14 protein-coding genes are annotated in these 18128 nt (G+C 73.0%); 11 read left to right on the top strand and 3 right to left on the bottom strand.

All coding sequences use genetic code 11. The features are described from left to right. Window positions 1-12: 12 nt before the first annotated feature. Window positions 13-1482: a family 20 glycosylhydrolase gene (locus ACIQLL_RS11990; protein ID WP_402467189.1), complete on the top strand. Its 1470-nt coding sequence runs from the start codon at window positions 13-15 to the stop codon at window positions 1480-1482. A 27-nt stretch (window positions 1483-1509) separates the two neighbouring features. On the opposite strand, the gene ACIQLL_RS11985 is transcribed toward ACIQLL_RS11990, so the two are convergent. After that, window positions 1510-3501 carry a phospholipid carrier-dependent glycosyltransferase gene (locus tag ACIQLL_RS11985; protein ID WP_402467187.1) on the bottom strand — a complete coding sequence of 664 codons (1992 nt, stop codon included), beginning with the start codon at window positions 3499-3501 and terminating at the stop codon, window positions 1510-1512. Window positions 3502-3549: 48 nt separating this feature from the next. Here ACIQLL_RS11985 and rsmI point away from each other — a divergent pair, with 48 nt between their 5' ends. Then, window positions 3550-4419 carry a 16S rRNA (cytidine(1402)-2'-O)-methyltransferase gene (rsmI, locus tag ACIQLL_RS11980; RefSeq protein WP_402467185.1) on the top strand — a complete coding sequence of 290 codons (870 nt, stop codon included), beginning with the start codon at window positions 3550-3552 and terminating at the stop codon, window positions 4417-4419. Window positions 4420-4541: 122 nt separating this feature from the next. Here rsmI and ACIQLL_RS11975 read toward each other — a convergent pair whose 3' ends face one another. Next, window positions 4542-5117, bottom strand: a complete 576-nt coding sequence (locus ACIQLL_RS11975; protein WP_402467182.1) for an isochorismatase family protein — start codon at window positions 5115-5117, stop codon at window positions 4542-4544. A 172-nt stretch (window positions 5118-5289) separates the two neighbouring features. Between ACIQLL_RS11975 and metG the strand changes: the two genes are divergently transcribed. From metG to ACIQLL_RS11940, 7 genes are all read left to right on the top strand, one after another. Next, on the top strand, window positions 5290-7086 hold the full coding sequence (gene metG, locus ACIQLL_RS11970) for a methionine--tRNA ligase (protein ID WP_402467180.1): 1797 nt from the start codon (window positions 5290-5292) through the stop codon (window positions 7084-7086). Next, the gene (locus ACIQLL_RS11965; RefSeq protein ID WP_402467177.1) at window positions 7086-8021 is read left to right on the top strand and encodes a TatD family hydrolase; all 936 of its coding nucleotides are present in this window, start codon (window positions 7086-7088) and stop codon (window positions 8019-8021) included. The genes metG and ACIQLL_RS11965 overlap by 1 nt, the downstream gene beginning before the upstream one ends. Before the next feature lie 43 nt (window positions 8022-8064). Further along, window positions 8065-9294 carry an aggregation-promoting factor C-terminal-like domain-containing protein gene (locus ACIQLL_RS11960; protein ID WP_402467175.1) on the top strand — a complete coding sequence of 410 codons (1230 nt, stop codon included), beginning with the start codon at window positions 8065-8067 and terminating at the stop codon, window positions 9292-9294. A 229-nt stretch (window positions 9295-9523) separates the two neighbouring features. After that, complete coding sequence (locus ACIQLL_RS11955; protein ID WP_402467172.1) at window positions 9524-10852, top strand: transglycosylase family protein; 1329 nt, start codon at window positions 9524-9526, stop codon at window positions 10850-10852. Window positions 10853-11263: 411 nt separating this feature from the next. After that, entirely contained in the window at window positions 11264-12583 is a 1320-nt protein-coding gene (locus ACIQLL_RS11950) for an aggregation-promoting factor C-terminal-like domain-containing protein (RefSeq protein WP_402467170.1), read from the top strand. 28 nt (window positions 12584-12611) lie between these two features. After that, window positions 12612-13484, top strand: coding sequence for a 16S rRNA (adenine(1518)-N(6)/adenine(1519)-N(6))-dimethyltransferase RsmA (gene rsmA, locus ACIQLL_RS11945; protein ID WP_402467168.1), 873 nt, complete (start codon window positions 12612-12614; stop codon window positions 13482-13484). Continuing rightward, on the top strand, window positions 13481-14419 hold the full coding sequence (locus ACIQLL_RS11940) for a 4-(cytidine 5'-diphospho)-2-C-methyl-D-erythritol kinase (protein ID WP_402467165.1): 939 nt from the start codon (window positions 13481-13483) through the stop codon (window positions 14417-14419). Before rsmA ends, ACIQLL_RS11940 begins: the two co-directional genes overlap by 4 nt. Before the next feature lie 95 nt (window positions 14420-14514). Here ACIQLL_RS11940 and ACIQLL_RS11935 read toward each other — a convergent pair whose 3' ends face one another. After that, window positions 14515-15483: an acetylxylan esterase gene (locus ACIQLL_RS11935; protein WP_402467162.1), complete on the bottom strand. Its 969-nt coding sequence runs from the start codon at window positions 15481-15483 to the stop codon at window positions 14515-14517. Between the two features lie 98 nt (window positions 15484-15581). Here ACIQLL_RS11935 and ACIQLL_RS11930 point away from each other — a divergent pair, with 98 nt between their 5' ends. Together ACIQLL_RS11930 and ACIQLL_RS11925 are read left to right on the top strand one after the other, a co-directional pair. Continuing rightward, a complete protein-coding gene (locus tag ACIQLL_RS11930) occupies window positions 15582-17429 on the top strand; it encodes an ABC-F family ATP-binding cassette domain-containing protein (RefSeq protein WP_402467159.1) in 1848 nt (615 codons plus the stop codon). Window positions 17430-17662: 233 nt separating this feature from the next. After that, a complete protein-coding gene (locus ACIQLL_RS11925) occupies window positions 17663-18124 on the top strand; it encodes a hypothetical protein (RefSeq protein ID WP_402467156.1) in 462 nt (153 codons plus the stop codon). Window positions 18125-18128: the final 4 nt, after the last annotated feature.

The following is an 18128-nucleotide window of genomic DNA, read 5'->3' as shown; positions in this document are numbered from 1 at the left end:
CTGGAGAGATCCATGCTCCCCCTCATCCCGTGGCCCACGGAGGTCACCGAGTCCGACGACGACGCGCTCCGGCTGGCAGCCGTGCGTCTCGACGCCCCCGACCCGGCGCTCGCCGCCGTGGTCGCCGAACAGCTGGCCGCTGCCGGTGTGCCCGTCAGCGAGGACGCCGACCCACCGGCCGGCGCGGTGACGTTCACGCTGCGCCTCGACCCCGCCGCGGGACCTGCCGGCCCCGGGTCCGACGGCCCCGAGCGGTACACGCTCCGCGTCGGTGACGGCGAGATCCTCGCGACTGCCGCCGAGCCGGTCGGGCTGCTGCACGCCGCGAGGACCCTGCGCCAGCTCGTGGTTCCCGCCGCCGACGGCACTGCCGCCGACGGCGCCGCCGCCACGGTGCCCGCCGTCGTCGTGCACGACGCCCCGCGGTACTCCTGGCGCGGGCTGAGCTTCGACGTCGTGCGCCACTGGTTCGGGCCGGAGGACATCCGCGCCGTGGTCGACCTGGTCGGCGCGTTCAAGCTGCGGGTGCTGCACCTGCACCTGACGGACGACCAGGGCTGGCGTATCGAGATCCCGTCCCGGCCCGAGCTGGAGAAGGCCTCCGACAACCAGGTCGGCGGCGGGACGGCCGGCTACCTCACCGTCGACGACTACGTGGCCCTGCAGGAGTACGCCGCCGCGCGGTACGTCACGATCGTGCCGGAGTTCGACATGCCCGGTCACGTCAACGCCGCCACGCACGTCTACGGCGCGCTGACCTCGGACGGTCTCGCCACCGACGCCTACGACGGCATCGAGGTCGGCTTCTCGCGGCTGTGGTTCGACAACCCGGCCACCGAGCCGTTCCTGCGCGACGTGATCGGCGACCTGGCGCGCACGACCGACGGTGCGTGGGTGCACGTCGGCGGTGACGAGGTGCTGACCATGGACCACGGCGAGTTCGCGCAGTTCGTCGAGCTCGCCGCGCGGATCGTGCGCGAGCACGGCAAGACGCCGATCTTCTGGCAGGAGGGCGCGCGCGGACCCGTCGAGCCCGGCACGCTGCTGCAGTACTGGGAGCCCAAGGGCGAGGAGTTCGAGCGGTTCGTCGCCGCGGCCGACGCCGGGGCGCGGTTCGTCATGTCGCCCGGCAACCACGCCTACCTCGACATGAAGTACACGTCCGAGCACCCGCTCGGGCTGGAGTGGGCCGGCACCGTCGAGCTGCGCGACTCCTACGAGTGGGAGCCCACGGCCGTCATCGACGGGCTGCCGGCGTCCGCCGTCGAGGGCGTCTCGGCGGCGGTGTGGACCGAGACGCTGACCACCCGCGACGAGCTGTTCTCGATGCTGCTGCCGCGGCTCGGGGCCGTGGCGGAGGTCGCGTGGACCGCAGCGGCGGCGAAGGACTTCGACGCGTTCGCGGCCCGGACGGCCGCTCAGGCCCCGGCGTGGCGGTCCGCGGGCTGGGCCTTCCACCCGACCCCGCAGGTCGCCTGGTGAGCTGAGCCGGGGCCCCGGCGAGCCTGCTCAGACCCAGTTCTGGAAGCGGATGACCTGACGCCAGTAGTCGTAGGGCACCTGCATCGCCGACCAGAACGGGTAGAACGCCACCGACACGGCGGTGATCGCGAGCAGGACCACCGCGATCACCGCGACCACACCGCCGCGGCCGGCTCTCCGGCGTGTGCGTTCCAGCGCCACGACCATCGGGTACACGAGCGTCATGATCACGAACGGCGTGAAGACGATCGAGTAGAACGTGAAGATCGTGCGGTCGGTGAAGAAGAACCACGGCACCCAGCCGGCGATCGTCCCCGACAGCACGGCCAGCGCCCGCCAGTCGCGCAGCCAGACGCCGAGCGCGATCGTGACGACGATCGCGATCGCCGCGAGGAACCACAGCAGCGGGTTGCCCAGCGCGGTCACCGCCGACGCGCAGCCGTTGGTGGTGTCCACGGGGCAGCCGTTCTCCCCGGCGGCCGAGCGCTCCCAGAAGAACGACGTGGGGCGCCACTGCACGATCCACCCCCACGGGCCGGCCGCATAGGCGTGCTCGGAGTCGAGGTGGGTGTGGAACGACCACATCTGCTGGTGGTAGTGCCACAGGCTCTCGAGCCAGTCGGGGATCCAGCCGACCGTCTCGTCGGGGTGCGCCGCCGCCCATCCCCGGTGGTAGCCGCCGTCGTCCGAGCCGGCGATCCACGACCACCACGAGGCCAGGTAGGTGACCAGCGCGACGGGCACGATCTGGACGAACGCGGGCAGGCCGTCGGCCAGCACGGAGTCCTCGAACCAGCGTCCGATCCCCGCCCGGCGGCGCGCCGTGATGTCCCACAGGACGGTGAGCAGGCCGAAGACGGCCACGAAGTACAGGCCCGACCACTTCACCCCGCACGCGAGGCCGAGCGAGACACCGGCGGCCAGCCGCCACCACCGGAACCCGAGCCGCGGGCCGTACCGCCCGACCGTGCCCCCCGCCTCCAGGACCGCCCCCACCCGGTCCGCCAGCCGGCGGCGGGCCTGCTCCCGGTCCAGGACCAGGCAGCCGAACGCCACGAGCACCCAGAACATGAGGAACTGGTCCAGCAGGGCCGTGCGGGAGTGCACGATCGCCTCGCCGTCGATCGCCAGCAGGAACCCTGCGGCCAGGCCCATCACCGTCGAGGAGAACAGCCGCCGCGCGATCCGCGCCAGCAGCAGCACGGCGAGGATGCCGACGACGGCGCTCGCTAGACGCCACGCGAACGGGTTGGTGGCACCGCCCCCGGACTCCATGCCGAGCCAGATCATCCACTTGCCCACCGGCGGGTGGACCACGTAGGCGGCCTGGTCGAGGTAGGTGTGGACGTCCCCGGCCTCGAACGCGGCGTTCGGGTCGTCCGGCCACTGCTTCTCCGCGCCCGTCTCCCCGAGCGTGAAGGCGTCCTTGACGTAGTACGTCTCGTCGAAGACGAGCGTCCCGGGCCGGCCGAGCTCCCACAGCCGGGTGACCGCGGCGATCAGGGTGACGACGACGGCGCCGAGCCAGCCCAGCGCGCGGGCCTGCCAGGTCACGCCCAGCGCCAGTCGGCGTTCGCCGAGAAGGCGGACGAGGAGCGTGCGCCCGGTCGGGACGTCGCGGTCCGCTGCGCTGTCGACCGTCGCGCCGGTGACCGGTTCGCGGTCGGCCGTCCGCCTGTCGGGCACGGGGCCGCCCGGAGGAACGGCGTAGGGATCGTCCGGCCCGTCGGGTGCAGCCGCCGTGGTGCCCGACGGCGGGACGGACGCCGCGTCGTCGGCCGACGGGGAGGTCGTCCCCCGCGCCGGATCGGCCGGGCTGTCTGCGGACCGCCGGCCCACGGCGGGCACGGCGCCCGTGATGGCCCGGATCGCACCCGTCACGACCGGGATGCCCCGGGTGTCGGTGCGGCGGTGGCCGTGGATGTCGCGCCGGGACGGGTACTGCTGGCGGGGCTCGGCGGACGTCCCGGCCTCCGGGATCTCACCGGTGGCCTGGGCGTCGGCATCGGGGGCGCTCACCTCGGCCACTTTAGGGGGTCATGACGCCGCCGTGGGACAGTTGTCCCCATGAGTCGTGTCGCCGAGGCAGGGTCCGTCGTGCTGGCCGCCACCCCGATCGGCAACGTCGAGGACGCCTCCCCGCGACTGCTGCGGCTCCTCGCCGACGCCGACGTCGTGGCCGCCGAGGACACCCGCCGGCTGCACGGTCTGGCCACCCGGCTCGGCGTCACCGTGGGCGGGCGTGTCGTGTCGTACCACGAGCACAACGAGCGCGACCGCGCCGACGACCTGCTCGACGTCGTCGCCGACGGCGGGACCGTCGTCGTCGTCACCGACGCCGGGATGCCCGCCGTGTCCGACCCCGGCTTCCGCCTCGTGGAACGGGCCGTCGAGCGCGGGCTGCCCGTCACCGCGGCACCCGGCGCCTCCGCCGTGCTCACGGCGCTGGCCCTGTCCGGTCTGCCCACCGACCGGTTCACGTTCGACGGGTTCGTGCCCCGCAAGCCGGGGGAGCGGTCCCGGTGGCTCGGGGCGCTGGCGACCGAGCCCCGCACGATGGTGTTCTTCGAGGCTCCCCACCGCGTCGTGGAGACGCTCGCCGCGATGGCCGACGCCCTGGGTACCGACCGGCCCGCCGCCGTCTGCCGCGAGCTCACGAAGACCTACGAGGAGGTGCTGCGCGGCACCCTCGGCGAGCTGGCGGCGCTCGCGGCCGACCGCGCCGAGGCTGGCCCCGGGCTGCGCGGCGAGATCTGCGTCGTCGTCGCCGGGGCGCCCGCCGCCGAGGCGCCGCGGGTCGAGGACCTGGTGCCCGAGGTCCTGACCCGGGTCGGGGGCGGGGAACGCCTCAAGACCGTGGTGGCCGACGTCGCCACCGCGGCCGGGGTGCCCAAGCGGGACCTGTACGCCGCGGCGCTCGCCGCGCGGAGCGCCTGAGCGGCTAACGGGCGGACCGCGCTGCCGTGTCCGCGAGGTAGCCGACCTCGTGGCCGGGTCGCCTACCTCGCCGAGAGCGTGCCTACCCCGCGGAGAGCGTGCCTACCCCGCGGAGAGCGTGCCTACCCCGCGGAGGAGCGGGTCAGCTCGACGCCCACGGCCGCCATCTCGCTGCGGGCCTGCTCGCCCTGCTCGGCCGAGACGGGAGCGGTGAGGTCGGTGAGCACGCGGGTCGCGAACCCGTGGCGCACGGCGTCCAGGGCCGTGTGCTTGACGCAGTGGGACTCGGCCAGCCCGACGACGTCCACGGTGTCGACGGCGGCCTCGCGCAGCACCTGGTCGAGTGACCGCCCGACGGGATCCGTGCCGTCGAACCCGGAGTAGCCGTCGTCGTACTGGCCCTTGCGGATCGCCACGTCGGCGTCCAGGTCGGCCAGGACAGGGTGCAGGGCGGCGTTCGGTGACTCCGCGACGCCGTGGACCGGCCACGAGCTGACGAAGTCGGGCGCGTCGCTGAAGTGCTCGCCGGGGTCGATGTGCCAGTCCTGAGTGGTGACCACCAGCCCGTACCGGTCACGGTGCGCGGCCGCGTAGGCGGCGACGTCGGCGGCCACGCGGTTCCCGCCGTCCACCCCGAGCTCGCCGCCCTCGCAGAAGGTCGGCTGGACGTCCACGACGATCAGTGCCCGCGTGCTCATGCCACCCACTGTGCCACCAACCGCCCCCCAGGTGTCGAGATCGACGTACCCGTACCGAGATCGACGGACCGTCCGTCGATCTCGGTACGGGTACGTCGATCTCGGCGGGAGAGGCGGCGGACGGGTGAGACGTCCCGACGTCGCCACGGCCCGGACCAGTAGGATTCGGGCCATGACCCACATCCTCTCCGCGGTGGCATGGCCCTATGCCAACGGTCCGCGGCACATCGGCCACGTCGCCGGCTTCGGCGTTCCCTCCGACGTCTTCAGCCGGCACATGCGGATGGCGGGTCACGACGTCCTGATGGTCTCCGGCACCGACGAGCACGGCACGCCGATCCTCGTGCAGGCGGAGCAGGAGGGGGTCACCCCGCAGGAGCTCGCCGACCGCTACAACCGCGTCATCGTCGAGGACCTGACGTCCCTGGGCCTGTCCTACGACCTGTTCACGCGCACCACGACGCGCAACCACTACGCCGTCGTGCAGGAGATGTTCCGTACCGTCCACCGCAACGGCTACATGGTCGAGAAGTCGACCATGGGTGCGATCTCCCCGTCGACGGGGCGCACCCTGCCGGACCGCTTCATCGAGGGCACCTGCCCCATCTGCGGCTACGACGGCGCCCGCGGCGACCAGTGCGACAACTGCGGCAACCAGCTCGACCCGATCGACCTGAAGAACCCGCGCAGCCGCATCAACGGCGAGACGCCCAAGTTCGTCGAGTCGAACCACTTCTTCCTCGACCTGCCGGCGTTCGTCGACGCGCTGTCGTCCTGGCTGGAGACGCGCGACGGGTGGCGGCCCAACGTGCTGAACTTCAGCCGCAACCTGCTCGACGACGTCCGCCCGCGGGCGATGACGCGGGACATCGACTGGGGCATCCCCGTGCCGCTCGAGGGCTGGGAGGGCAATCCCACCAAGCGGCTGTACGTCTGGTTCGACGCCGTCATCGGCTACCTGTCCAGCTCGATCGAGTGGGCCCGGCGCCGCGGCGAGCCCGAGGCGTGGCGGGCGTGGTGGACCGACCCGGACGCCCGCTCGTACTACTTCATGGGCAAGGACAACATCACCTTCCACTCCCAGATCTGGCCGGCCGAGCTGCTGGCGTACGACGGCGGCGGCTCGCGCGGGGGAGAGCCGGGCCGGTTCGGTGCGCTCCAGCTGCCCACGGAGGTCGTGAGCAGCGAGTTCCTCAACGTCGAGGGCCAGAAGTTCTCCTCCTCGCGCGGCGTGGTCATCTACGTGCGCGACATGCTGGCCCGCTACCAGCCCGACGCGTTCCGCTACTACGTGGCGGCGGCCGGGCCGGAGAACCAGGACGTCGACTTCACCTGGGACGGATTCCTGCGCCGCACCAACGACGAGCTGGTCGCCGGCTGGGGCAACCTGGTCAACCGCACCGCGTCGATGGTCCACAAGAACTTCGGTCAGATCCCGACGGCCGGCGAGCTCACCGACACCGACCGGGACGTCCTGGCGTCCACGCGCCGGGCGTTCACCGACATCGGCGCCCTCATCGAGTCCAACCGCCAGCGGGCCGCGATCGCCGAGGCGATGCGCGTCGTCGGGGACGTCAACCGCTACGTCTCCGAGACCCAGCCGTGGAAGCTCAAGACCGACCCGGACCGGCTCGCCACCGTGCTGCACACCACGACGCAGGCGGTCAGCGACTGCAACACGCTCCTCGCGCCGTTCCTGCCGCACTCCGCGCAGTCGGTGCACGAGGTGCTCGGCGGGACCGGGGAGTTCGCCCCCCAGCCGCGCATCGAGGAGGTCGCCGACCTCGACGACGACTCGCGGCACTACCCGATCATCACCGGCGACCACGACGGAGCCTACGAGTTCCCGTCGTGGGAGTCCCGCCCGGTGACCCCGGGGACCCCGATCGCCAAGCCCACGCCGGTGTTCACCAAGCTCGACGACTCGATCGTCGACGAGGAGCTGGAACGCCTGCGCGAGAAGGCCTGATGGGTCGCAGCAAGCGCGAGCGCGGCTTCCCTCCGGACCCTGAGCCGTTGCCCGTCCCGGTCGTCGACAACCACACGCACCTGGACGTCATCGCCGCGGTCCTCGACGAGCGTGCCCTGCAGGGCTCGCCGGTCCCGACCGTGACCGACCACCTCGCCCGGGCCGCCGCCGCCGGGGTGGACCGGCTGGTGCAGGTCGGTTGCGAGCTGCCGACGATCGCGTGGACCGACGCGCTGCTGCGCGACCCGGCGTACGGGTCGAGCCTGCTCGGCGCCGTGGCGATCCATCCGAACGAGGCGGTGCTGCACGCCGGGGTCCGTGAGGTGGGCCCGGACGGCTTGGAGCCGTCGCCGCAGGATCACCACGCGACGTCGCTCGGCGACGCGGTCACCCGGGTGGCCGACGTCGCCCGGGACAACCCGCGTGTCCGGGCGATCGGGGAGACGGGGATGGACCTGTTCCGCACCGGTCCGCAGGGCGAAGCCGCGCAGCGGGAGTCGTTCCGCGCGCACGTGGCGCTGGCCAAGGAGCTGGGGCTGGCGCTGCAGATCCACGACCGGGACGCGCACGCGCAGGTGGTCGACGTCCTGCTCGCCGACGGTGCGCCCGAGCGCACGGTGTTCCACTGCTACTCCGGCGACGAGCAGATGGCTGCGCTGGCCGCCGAGCACGGCTGGTACCTGTCGTTCGCCGGGCCGGTGACCTACCCGAAGAACGACCACCTGCGGGCCGCGCTGCGCACGATCCCCCTGGACCACCTGCTCGTGGAGACCGACGCCCCGTTCCTGCCGCCCCACCCGTACCGGGGCCGCCCGATCGGCCCCTACGTCGTCGGGCACACGGTCCGGGCGATGGCCGAGATCCTCGACCGGCAGCTCGAGCAGGTCTGCGACGCCGTCTCGGCGACGTCCGTCGAGGTGTACGGCCCGTGGTGAGGCCCTTCCGCCGCAGCGCGTGGTCGGCTACGGTCTGGTGACCGTGGCGGGAACCAACGCGAGTCGACGACGCGAGGAGCCGCGTCGTCGCCGTGCGTCGGCGCCTTACGTGGGCCGGCGGGGTCGCCTGCCGGCGGCCGCTCGGGCGGGCGTCCAGGCGCTGGTGGTCGTCGCGCTCGCCGTCGGCGCCTACGGAGTGGTCGACGCGCACGCGCAGATCACGGTCGACGTCGACGGCCAGGTCCGCACGCTCGACGGCTACGGCGACACGGTCGGGGACGTGCTGGCCTTCCACGGCATCCACCCCGGACCGGACGACCTGGTCCAACCCGCGGTGAACGCCGCGGCGCCCGATCACGGCGAGGTGGTGGTCCGGTCCAGCAAGGACGTCACCCTGGAGATCGACGGCGAGACCCTGACGTTCCCGACGACGGCGCACACGGTGGGCGAGCTGCTCGCCGCGCTGGGCCCCCGCGCCGACGGGGCGGTCACCACGGCCTCACGCAGCGCCCCGCTCGGACGCGAGCCGGTGCGCGTCTCCACGCTCAAGACCGTCAACGTCGCTGTCGACGGCTCGGTGCTGCCCCTGCGCACGACCCAGGCGACGGTGCGGGACGTGCTCGCGGAGGTCGGCATCAGCCTGGGCAAGCACGACCGGACGTCGGTGCCCCTGGGGGCCGCCGCGGTGGACGGCATGGTGGTGGTGGTCAACCGCGGGTCGAGCGGGGCCGACATCGTCACCGAGGTCGTGCCGTTCGAGACGGAGCGCGTCGAGTCCGACCAGCTGCCGGTCGGCCACGAGGTGGTCCAGACGCGCGGCGTCCCGGGGGAGCGGGTGACGACGTACCAGGTGCGGACCCTCGACGGCGCCGAGGTCGAGCGCACCGTGGTGGACCGCAGCGTGACGACGGAGCCGGTCACCGAGGTGGTCCTGGTCGGCACGCTGGACGTCTCCGACATCCAGGTGGACCCGGGGTCGGCCAAGGCCGTCGCCCGCGCCCTCGCCGCGGAGCGCGGGTGGGGCGACGACCAGTTCTCCTGCCTCGACAGCCTGTGGACCAAGGAGTCGAACTGGCGCTGGAACGCGCAGAACGCCTCGAGCGGCGCGTACGGGATCCCGCAGGCCCTGCCCGGATCGAAGATGGCCTCGGCGGGGTCGGACTGGCGGACCAACCCGTCCACGCAGATCACCTGGGGTCTGGGCTACATCTCCGGCCGGTACGGCACCCCCTGCGCGGCCTGGAACCACTCGATGTCGGTCGGCTGGTACTGAGCCGAGACCCTTGCTCGAGCGGCGCCTCGAGCAACAGTGTGACGTGCCCGGCAGATCGGGCTGATCTTTTGGCGCATATGGGCCCGTAACCGGTCAGACTTACCACAACTGCTCTTGGATGAATATCACGATGCGGTTACGGTCGTCGGAGCCACCGGATCGACCCGGGCCCCGACCACCACGCGCGGGCCCTCGTCGTGCCCGGACCTGACGACGACTGGACCGACACGTGAGCGACTGGCCCGCCGACTCCGTCACACCCCCGACCGCACCCGTGCCCGTCAGCGCGCAGCCCGCCGAGGCCGACGGCACCGCCGCTGAGCCGACGCCGCCCGCGCGCCGCCGCCGTCGCTGGCCGCTCGTCGCCCTCGTGGCCGTCCTCGGGCTCGCCGTGGCCGGCGGCGTCACCGCCGCCGTCGTCGAACAGCTGCGCAAGGACGTCACCATCGACGTCGACGGCACCTACACCACCGTCTCCACCTACGCCGGCACCGTCGACGACCTCCTGGCCGAGGAGGGCGTACGCGTCGGCGAGAACGACCAGGTCACTCCCGCCGCGGACGAGGACCTGCGGGACGGCGCCGTCGTCGAGGTCCGCTACGGGCGTGAGCTCACCGTCGAGACCGACGGCACGAAGCGTGACGTCTGGATCGCGGCACTCGACGCCGACGAGGTGCTCGACGACCTCGACGCCCGCGCCGACCAGGTCCGGCTGCTGCCCTCGCGGTCCGCCGACCGTGCGACCCTGCCCATCCGCCTCGACGCCGACCAGCCGGTCTCGCTCGTCGTGGGCGGCAAGGAGAGCATCGTCGACAACGGCGCGGTCACCCTCGACGAGCTCCTGGCCGAGGAGGGCGTCGAGCTCGACGGCGACGACATCGTGCACGTCGACCAGATCGAGCCCCAGAACCCCGGCGACCCCAGCGTCCGGGTCGTCGTGCAGGTCGTCGACGTCAAGAAGGTCTCCACCACCAAGAAGATCGCCTACGACACGGTGACGAGGACCGACGCCGACCGGTACGTCGACGAGGGCTCCTACGTCGCCACCGAGGGCAAGGCCGGCGAGCGGACCATCGTCCACCGCGTCACGCGCACCGACGGCAAGGTCACCGACCGCGAGAAGGTGTCGAACAAGGTCACCACCAAGCCGGTCGACGAGGTCGTCGTCAAGGGCACCAAGGAACGGCCCGAGCCCGAGCCCGAGCCGGCGCCCGCCGAGTCCTCGTCCTCGTCCTCGTCGAGCAGCTCCTCGTCGAGCAGCTCCTCGTCGAGCAGCTCCGGCAGCTCGTCCTCCGGTGGCTCCGGCACCGGCAGCGCGCCGGCCGGCGTGTGGTCGGCGCTCGCCCAGTGCGAGTCCGGCGGCAACCCGGCCACCAACACCGGCAACGGCTACTACGGCCTCTACCAGTTCACCCTGTCGACCTGGCAGGCCGTCGGAGGCACGGGCCTGCCGTCGGACGCCTCGGCGGCCGAGCAGACCAAGCGGGCGCAGATCCTCCAGGCGCGGTCCGGGTGGGGTCAGTGGCCCGCCTGTGCCGCCAAGCTCGGCCTGCTCTAGCTTCACTCGCTGAAGGCGCCGGACGACACGACGCCGGACACGATCGCGTTCACGGGCGCTGGGCGCCCTGCCACTTCGGGGATGACGATCGCGTCCGGCGTCGTGCCGTCCGGCGCCGTCGTGTTGTCTGCGCGCAGTGCCCGGCCGGCCCGCGCGGCGCAGGTGGAGAGGATCTGCGGAGCCGGCCGCGGAGCGGTCGCGGGCGGGTGGGCACCGAGATCTGACGGTGGCGGAACCGGGCCGTGAACGGGCTGTGAAGGTGCGGTGCGAGGGGCTCGGGATGTGAGGTAGACCGTCTTGCGATCGATAACGAGACGGTTACGGTCGGGTGTCTTTGGCGCTCACCCCATCCGATCTGGTGTACGCGCCGCGCCCGCCAGGGCCCCACTGCCCCACCACCTCTGGAGCCGTATGACCACCGCACCCGAGACCCCCGAACCGCAGCCGACCACGGCCGAGACCCGCGCCGTCGCACGCAGCCGCCGCAGCCGACGTCGCCGGATCCTGGTCGCCTCGTGCACCGCAGGAGCACTCGCCGTCGGCGGCGGTTCCGCCGTCGCCGTGTCCCACGCCTACAAGACCGTCACGCTCGACGTCGACGGCCAGACCCGCGACGTCTCGACCTTCGCCGGGGACGTCGACGGCCTCCTGGCCGAGGAGGGCATCGAGGTCGGCGACCGCGACGTGGTCGCCCCCGGCACCACCGCCGCGCTGCAGGAGGGCGCCGACGTCGTCGTGCGCACCGGCAAGAAGGTCGACATCCTGGTCGACGACGAGGAGTCGACGGCCTGGGTGACGGCCGCCGACGCCGACGAGGCGCTCAACCTGCTCTCCCAGCGCGGTGGCGACGTCGCCCTCGTCGCCTCGCGGTCCGACGACCGCCTCGAGCTGCCGCTCACCGTGCACGACGGCGAGCAGGTCGCCGTCGTGCACGACGGCGAGACCGCCGTCGAGGACGGGTCGGACGACGTGGACGCCGTGCTGGACGACGCCGACGTGACCGTCGACAAGAACGACGTCGTCACCGTGGCCACGTCCGCCGATGCCGGCGTCCGGGCCAAGGACCTGCCCGCCGACGCCGAGGTGCCGCAGGTCGCCGTCGTCGTGCAGCGCGTCGACGTCAAGAAGGTCAAGGACGTCAAGACCATCGAGCGTGACACCCGGGTCGTCGAGAGCGCCGACCGCTACGCCGACCTCGACGCCAAGGTGCGCCAGGCCGGTCGCGACGGGGAACGCACCGTCGTGCGCAAGGTCACCACCGTCGACGGCACGAAGGTCTCCTCGACAAAGATCTCGGACAAGGTCACCACGAAGCCCGTGACGCGGGTCCTCGTGGAGGGCACCAAGGAGCGCCCGGAGCCCGAGCCCGCCACGCCCTCGTCCGGCGGCTCGTCCTCGGGGTCGTCCTCGTCGAGCACGTCCGGCTACTCCGGCTCGAACCGCCAGATCGGCCAGCAGATGGCCGCTGCGCGGGGCTGGAGCGGTTCCGAGTGGACCTGCCTCGAGTCGCTGTGGACCAAGGAGTCCGGCTGGTCCCACACGGCCGCGAACCCGTCGTCGGGCGCCTACGGCATCCCGCAGTCGCTGCCCGGCTCGAAGATGGCCAGCGCCGGCTCCGACTGGCAGACCAACCCGGCCACCCAGATCGCCTGGGGCCTGGACTACATCGCGAGCGTCTACGGCTCGCCCTGCGGTGCGTGGAGCCACTCCGAGTCCGTCGGCTGGTACTGACCTGCCGGGTCGGGCGATACTCGGCCCCATGACACACACCCCTGGCGCCCTGCTCGGCCCTGCGGAGATCCGCGAGCTGGCAGGGCGCCTGGGCGTCCGGCCGACCAAGACGCTCGGGCAGAACTTCGTGCACGACGGCGGGACCGTCCGCAAGATCGTCCGTGCGGCCGGGGTGCTGCCCGGCGACCGCGTCGTCGAGGTCGGCCCCGGGCTGGGCTCGCTGACGCTCGGTCTGCTCGAGGCCGGTGCCTCCGTGGTCGCCGTCGAGATCGACCCCGTGCTGGCCCGCCAGGTCGGGGACACCGTGCGGCGTCACCTGCCGGACGCCGATCTCGAGGTCGTCACCGCGGACGCGATGGAGGTCACCGAGCTGCCCGGGACACCGCCGTCGGCTCTGGTGGCGAACCTGCCCTACAACGTGGCCGTGCCCGTGCTGCTGACCTTCCTGGAACGGTTCGCGTCGTTGGAGACGGTGCTCGTCATGGTCCAGGCCGAGGTGGCCGACCGGCTCGCGGCACCCCCCGGATCGCGGACCTACGGCGTCCCCTCCGCGAAGACCGCCTGGTACGGAGCCGCGCGGCGGTCGCTGACCGTCAGCCGGAACGTCTTCTGGCCGGTGCCGAACGTCGACTCGGCCCTCGTGGCGATCCAGCGGCACGAGCCGCCCGCCACGACGGCCGCACGCCGGGACGTCTTCACCGTGGTCGACGCCGCGTTCGCCCAGCGCCGCAAGACGCTGCGCGCCGCGCTGGCGGGACTGTTCGGCTCGGGGGCCGCTGCCGAGACGGCGTTGCGCGCTGCAGGGGTGGACCCGGGCCTGCGGGGAGAACGGTTGGGAATCGTGGAGTTCGCGCGCATCGCCGAGCAGCTTCCGGCAGGGGCTGCCAGGGTGGACGCGTGACCCGACTCGCCGCCGCTCCCTCGCCGTCGGTCCGTGTCCGCGCGCCGGGGAAGATCAACCTGTCCCTGCGCGTCGGGCCGGTCGCCGACGACGGCTACCACCCCCTCGTGACCGTCTTCCAGGCCGTGGCGCTGGTGGAGGAGGTCACCGCGACCCAGGTCGCCGAGGGCGCGGGGATCTCGTTGACCGTCGACGGCCCGCAGTCCGGACGCGTCCCGCTCGACGCCTCCAACCTCGCCTGGCGGGCGGCCGAGCTGCTCGCGCGGGAGGTGGGGCTCGCACCGGACGTGGCGCTGCACCTCGCCAAGGGGGTGCCGGTCGCCGGGGGCATGGCCGGCGGGTCGGCGGACGCCGCCGCCACGCTCGTGGCCTGCGACGCGCTGTGGGGAGCCGGTCTGCCCCGTGCCGAGCTGCACCGCCTCGCCGCGATCCTCGGGTCGGACGTGCCGTTCGCCCTGCTCGGCCACACCGCGGTCGGGACCGGTCGAGGTCACCTGCTGACCCCGGCGATGTCGCGCGGGGAGTTCCACTGGGCCTTCGCGACCCGGGACGAGGGGCTGTCGACGCCCGCCGTCTACGGGCGCTACGACGAGCTCGCCGCGACCGGCGCCCTCGTCCCCTCCGCGGACCCGGCGCAGGACACCGCGCTCATGCAGGCGTTGCGTGCCGGGGACCCCACGGCCCTCGGACCGGCGCTGCACAACGACCTGGAGGCCGCCGCGCTCGACCTGCGGCCCGAGCTCGAGCGCACCCTGGAGATCGCGCGGAACGGCGGTGCGCTCGGTGCGATGGTCTCGGGTTCCGGACCCACCGTCGCGGCGCTGGCCCGGTCGCGGCAGCACGCGCTGGCGATCGCGGCGACGTGGACCGCCGAGGGTGCCGCCGACGCCGTGTGGTGCACGACGGGCCCGGCCGCGGGCGCCCGCCTCCTCTGACCCCCCGGACGCTGTGGGCATGATTCTGACGGTCTCAGAACGATTCGAGGCCGTCGAATTCATACCCACAGCGGGTCAGTGGCGCGTGCGAGCGCTCAGAGGTGCTTGCGGAGGAACTGCAGCGTCGGGGCGAACCGGTAGTGCTGGCCGCCCTCGTGCCGGTTGTACGGGTAGACGTCGATCTGCTTGTCCGCCCCGCCCCACGTGTTGTAGGCGGCGTAGACGGTGGACGGCGGGCAGATGTCGTCCATGAGCGCGACCGAGAAGAGCCCGGCGGCCCGCGCCCGGCGCGCGAACGACACCCCGTCCAGGTAGGACAGGGTCCGCCAGACCGCCTCCTCCTGGTCACGGTGCACCGAGAGGTACTGCGTGATCTCGGCGTACGGGTGGCTGTCCACGATCTGTACGGCGCGGCGGAAGTGGCTCAGGAACGGCACGTTCGGCGCCGCGGCGACGACGTCGGGCAGCAGGCCGGCCGCCGCGATCGCGATCCCGCCGCCCTGGGAGGTCCCGGCCACCGCGACGCGCGCCGGGTCGACGCCCTCGACCTGCCGCACGGCGTCCACCGCGCGCACGCCGTCGGTGAACACGCGGCGGTAGTAGTGCTCGGCGGGGTCCAGGATGCCCCGGGTCAGGTAGCCGGGAGCCGCCGGGGCGTGCCCCACCGGGTCCGCGGTCCCGCCGCCGGAGCCCCAGCCCGACCCCTGCCCGCGGGTGTCCATCACCAGGTGCGCGAACCCGGCGGCTGCCAGGCCGAGATGCTCGTGCGGCAGCCCGCGACCTCCGCCGTACCCGACGAACTCCACCACCGCCGGCAGCGGACCGTCGACCCGCGCCGGGCGCACCAGCCAGGCCTTGATCGGGTGGCCGCCGAACCCGGGGAACGTGACGTCGTCGACCGTGATCTCGGTCAGCCCGGCGTCGACGCGCTCCAGCTCCACGCCGTCACCGTGACCGCGCGCCTCGGCGACCGTGCCGGTCCAGAACGCGTCGAAGTCGTCGGGCTCGGCGATCGCGGGCGCGTACTGCTCGAGCTCGGCGACGGGCAGGTCGAACTGGGCCATGCGGATCTCCTCGGTGCGGTCGGCGGCGACGGTCCGAGGCTAACGGCTTCCCCGGCCTCGACGGCGGAGGGTGGGGCGTGGGCAACTACCCTTCTCGGGTGGCACATCTCCTCGGTGCGGACGGCATCTCCTTGACCATCGGCACCCGCACCCTGCTCGACGGCGTCTCCCTCGGCCTCGACGACGGCGACCGGATCGGCGTCGTCGGCCCCAACGGCGCCGGCAAGTCGACCCTGCTGCGGCTCCTGGCCGGCACGGCAGCGCCCGACGGCGGACGGGTCACCCGGGTGGGTGGCTCGCGGCTCGGCATGCTCGACCAGCGCGACGACGCCCGCCCCGGCGCCACGGTGCTCGACCTCGTGCACGGCGACGACGCCACCCACGAGTGGGCCTCCGACGCGCGCATCCGGAACGTGCACGCCGGGCTCCTCGCCGACCTCGACCTCGACCAGCCGGTCGCCACCCTCTCGGGCGGGCAGCGCCGTCGGGCGGCGCTCGCCGCGCTGCTCGTGACCGACCCGGACGTGCTGCTGCTCGACGAGCCCACCAACCACCTGGACGTCGAGGGCGTGGCCTGGCTGGCCGAGCACCTGCGGAACCGATATGGATCGGCCGGGCGCGCCTCTGCTGGTCAAGGCGCGCTCGTCGTCGTCACCCACGACCGCTGGTTCCTCGACGCCGTCTGCTCGCGCATGTGGGAGGTCCGCGGCGACGGGACGGGCGCCGTCGACGGTTACGAGGGCGGGTACGCCGCCTACATCCTGGCCCGCGCCGAGCGGTCGCGGCAGGCCGCCGCGGCCGCCGAGAAGCGCAACAACCTGCTGCGCAAGGAGCTCGCCTGGCTCAAGCGCGGCGCCCCGGCCCGCACCTCCAAGCCGAAGTTCCGGCTCGACGCCGCCGCGGCCCTCATCGACGACGAGCCGCCGCCGCGCGACCAGCTCGAGCTCACCCAGATGGCCACCAAGCGGCTCGGCAAGGACGTCCTGGACCTCGAGGACGTCACCGTGCGTGTCCCGCTGCCCGACGGCGGGGACCGCACCCTGCTCGACGACGTCACGTGGCGCCTCGGCCCGGGCGACCGGTACGGGCTCGTCGGGGTCAACGGGGCGGGCAAGACGACGGTGCTCGCCCTGCTCGCCGGCCGCCGGGCGCCCGACGGCGGACGCGTGCGGCGCGGCAAGACGGTCGAGGTCGCCGAGCTCACCCAGGAGGTCACCGAGCTCGACGAGGTGGGTCACCTCACGGCTGTGCAGGTGGTCGACGCCGAGAAGCGCACCGTGGTCGTGGACGGCAAGGAGATGACGGCGGGCCAGCTCACCGAGCGGCTCGGGTTCACGCGCGAGCGGGCGCACACCGAGGTGCGCAGCCTCTCGGGTGGGGAGCGCCGGCGTCTCCAGCTCCTGCGGCTGCTGGTCTCGGAGCCCAACGTGCTGCTCCTGGACGAGCCCACCAACGACCTCGACACCGACACGCTGGCCGCCGTGGAGGACCTGCTCGACGGCTGGCCCGGCACGCTCATCGTGGTCTCCCACGACCGCTACCTGCTGGAGCGGGTGTGCGACCGCCAGTGGGCGCTGCTCGGCGACGGGACGCTGCGGGATCTGCCCGGCGGCGTCGAGCAGTACCTGGAGCTGCGCCGTGCTGCGGTCTCCGCGCCGGTGTCCGGCGGAGAGCCTGCGTCGCGAGGGGCGGCGTCCGCGCCGGCGGACGCCGCGACCCCCGCGCCGTCGGCCGCCGAGCAGCGGCAGGCGAAGAAGGCCGTGCAGCGCCTGGAGAAGCAGCTCGCGCGACTGGCCGACGAGGAGACTCGGCTGCACGAGCGGATGGCCGCCGACCCCACCGACTTCGAGGCGACCGCCAAGCTGGACGCGCGCCTGCGTGAGCTCGGCGCCGAGAAGGACGAGCTGGAAATGCAGTGGCTGGAGGCCGCCGAGCTCGCCGACTGAGCGAGCTGGACGGCGACGGCACTCAACCTCTCGGCGCGTCCGGGCGTGTACCGGGTGTGACAGCGACGACGAGCACGTCCGACGACGTGGCCGATCCATCCTGCGGTGACGAGGCGCACCGTCCCGAGTTCCGAGTGGTGCCGCACAGCAGCTACCAGAGCGTCCTGCCGCCTTCGGAGGCCGAGCTCGCCGCTTCAGGGGCCGACTGGGATCGATCGAGTGTCCCGGGCAGCGTGTCCCGGGAATGCTACGACGAGGCCCAGGACGCCGGACTGTCCTACGACCCGCAGGACTTCGAGACCGGTCGGCACCCGCTCGCCCCGGAGTCTGCCCCCAGCCCTGCGCTGACGACGGACGAGGGTCGACGAGTCCGCGCCGAGTGGCGTGAGTGCCTCGCCGAGCAGGGGGTTCTCGGAGCTCTGGGCGTGTCCGTCCCGCGCAGCGCGGAGGCGGGGATGGTCGTCGTCGGCGTGTTCGATCTGCCCCTCGAGGATCAGATCCGTGTCGCGACGCTGGACGTCGAGTGCAAGCAAGAGCTCGCCACGGTGCAGCACCTCGCGGATCTGGATGCTGCTGCACAGACGAAGTACATCGAGGCCAACCGCAAGTTCCTCGCCGACCGTCGTGCGGTCGAGGACGACGTGCTGGCGAACGCCGTCGAATACCTCGAGGAGCTCGGCATCGAGATGCCCTGAGGTG

The sequence above is a fragment of the Isoptericola aurantiacus genome, from assembly GCF_044769875.1.
Taxonomy (GTDB): Bacteria; Actinomycetota; Actinomycetes; order Actinomycetales; family Cellulomonadaceae; genus Isoptericola; species Isoptericola aurantiacus.
The sequence above is the reverse complement of the archived record's forward strand: the minus strand, read 5'-3'. Positions and strand labels throughout refer to the sequence as shown.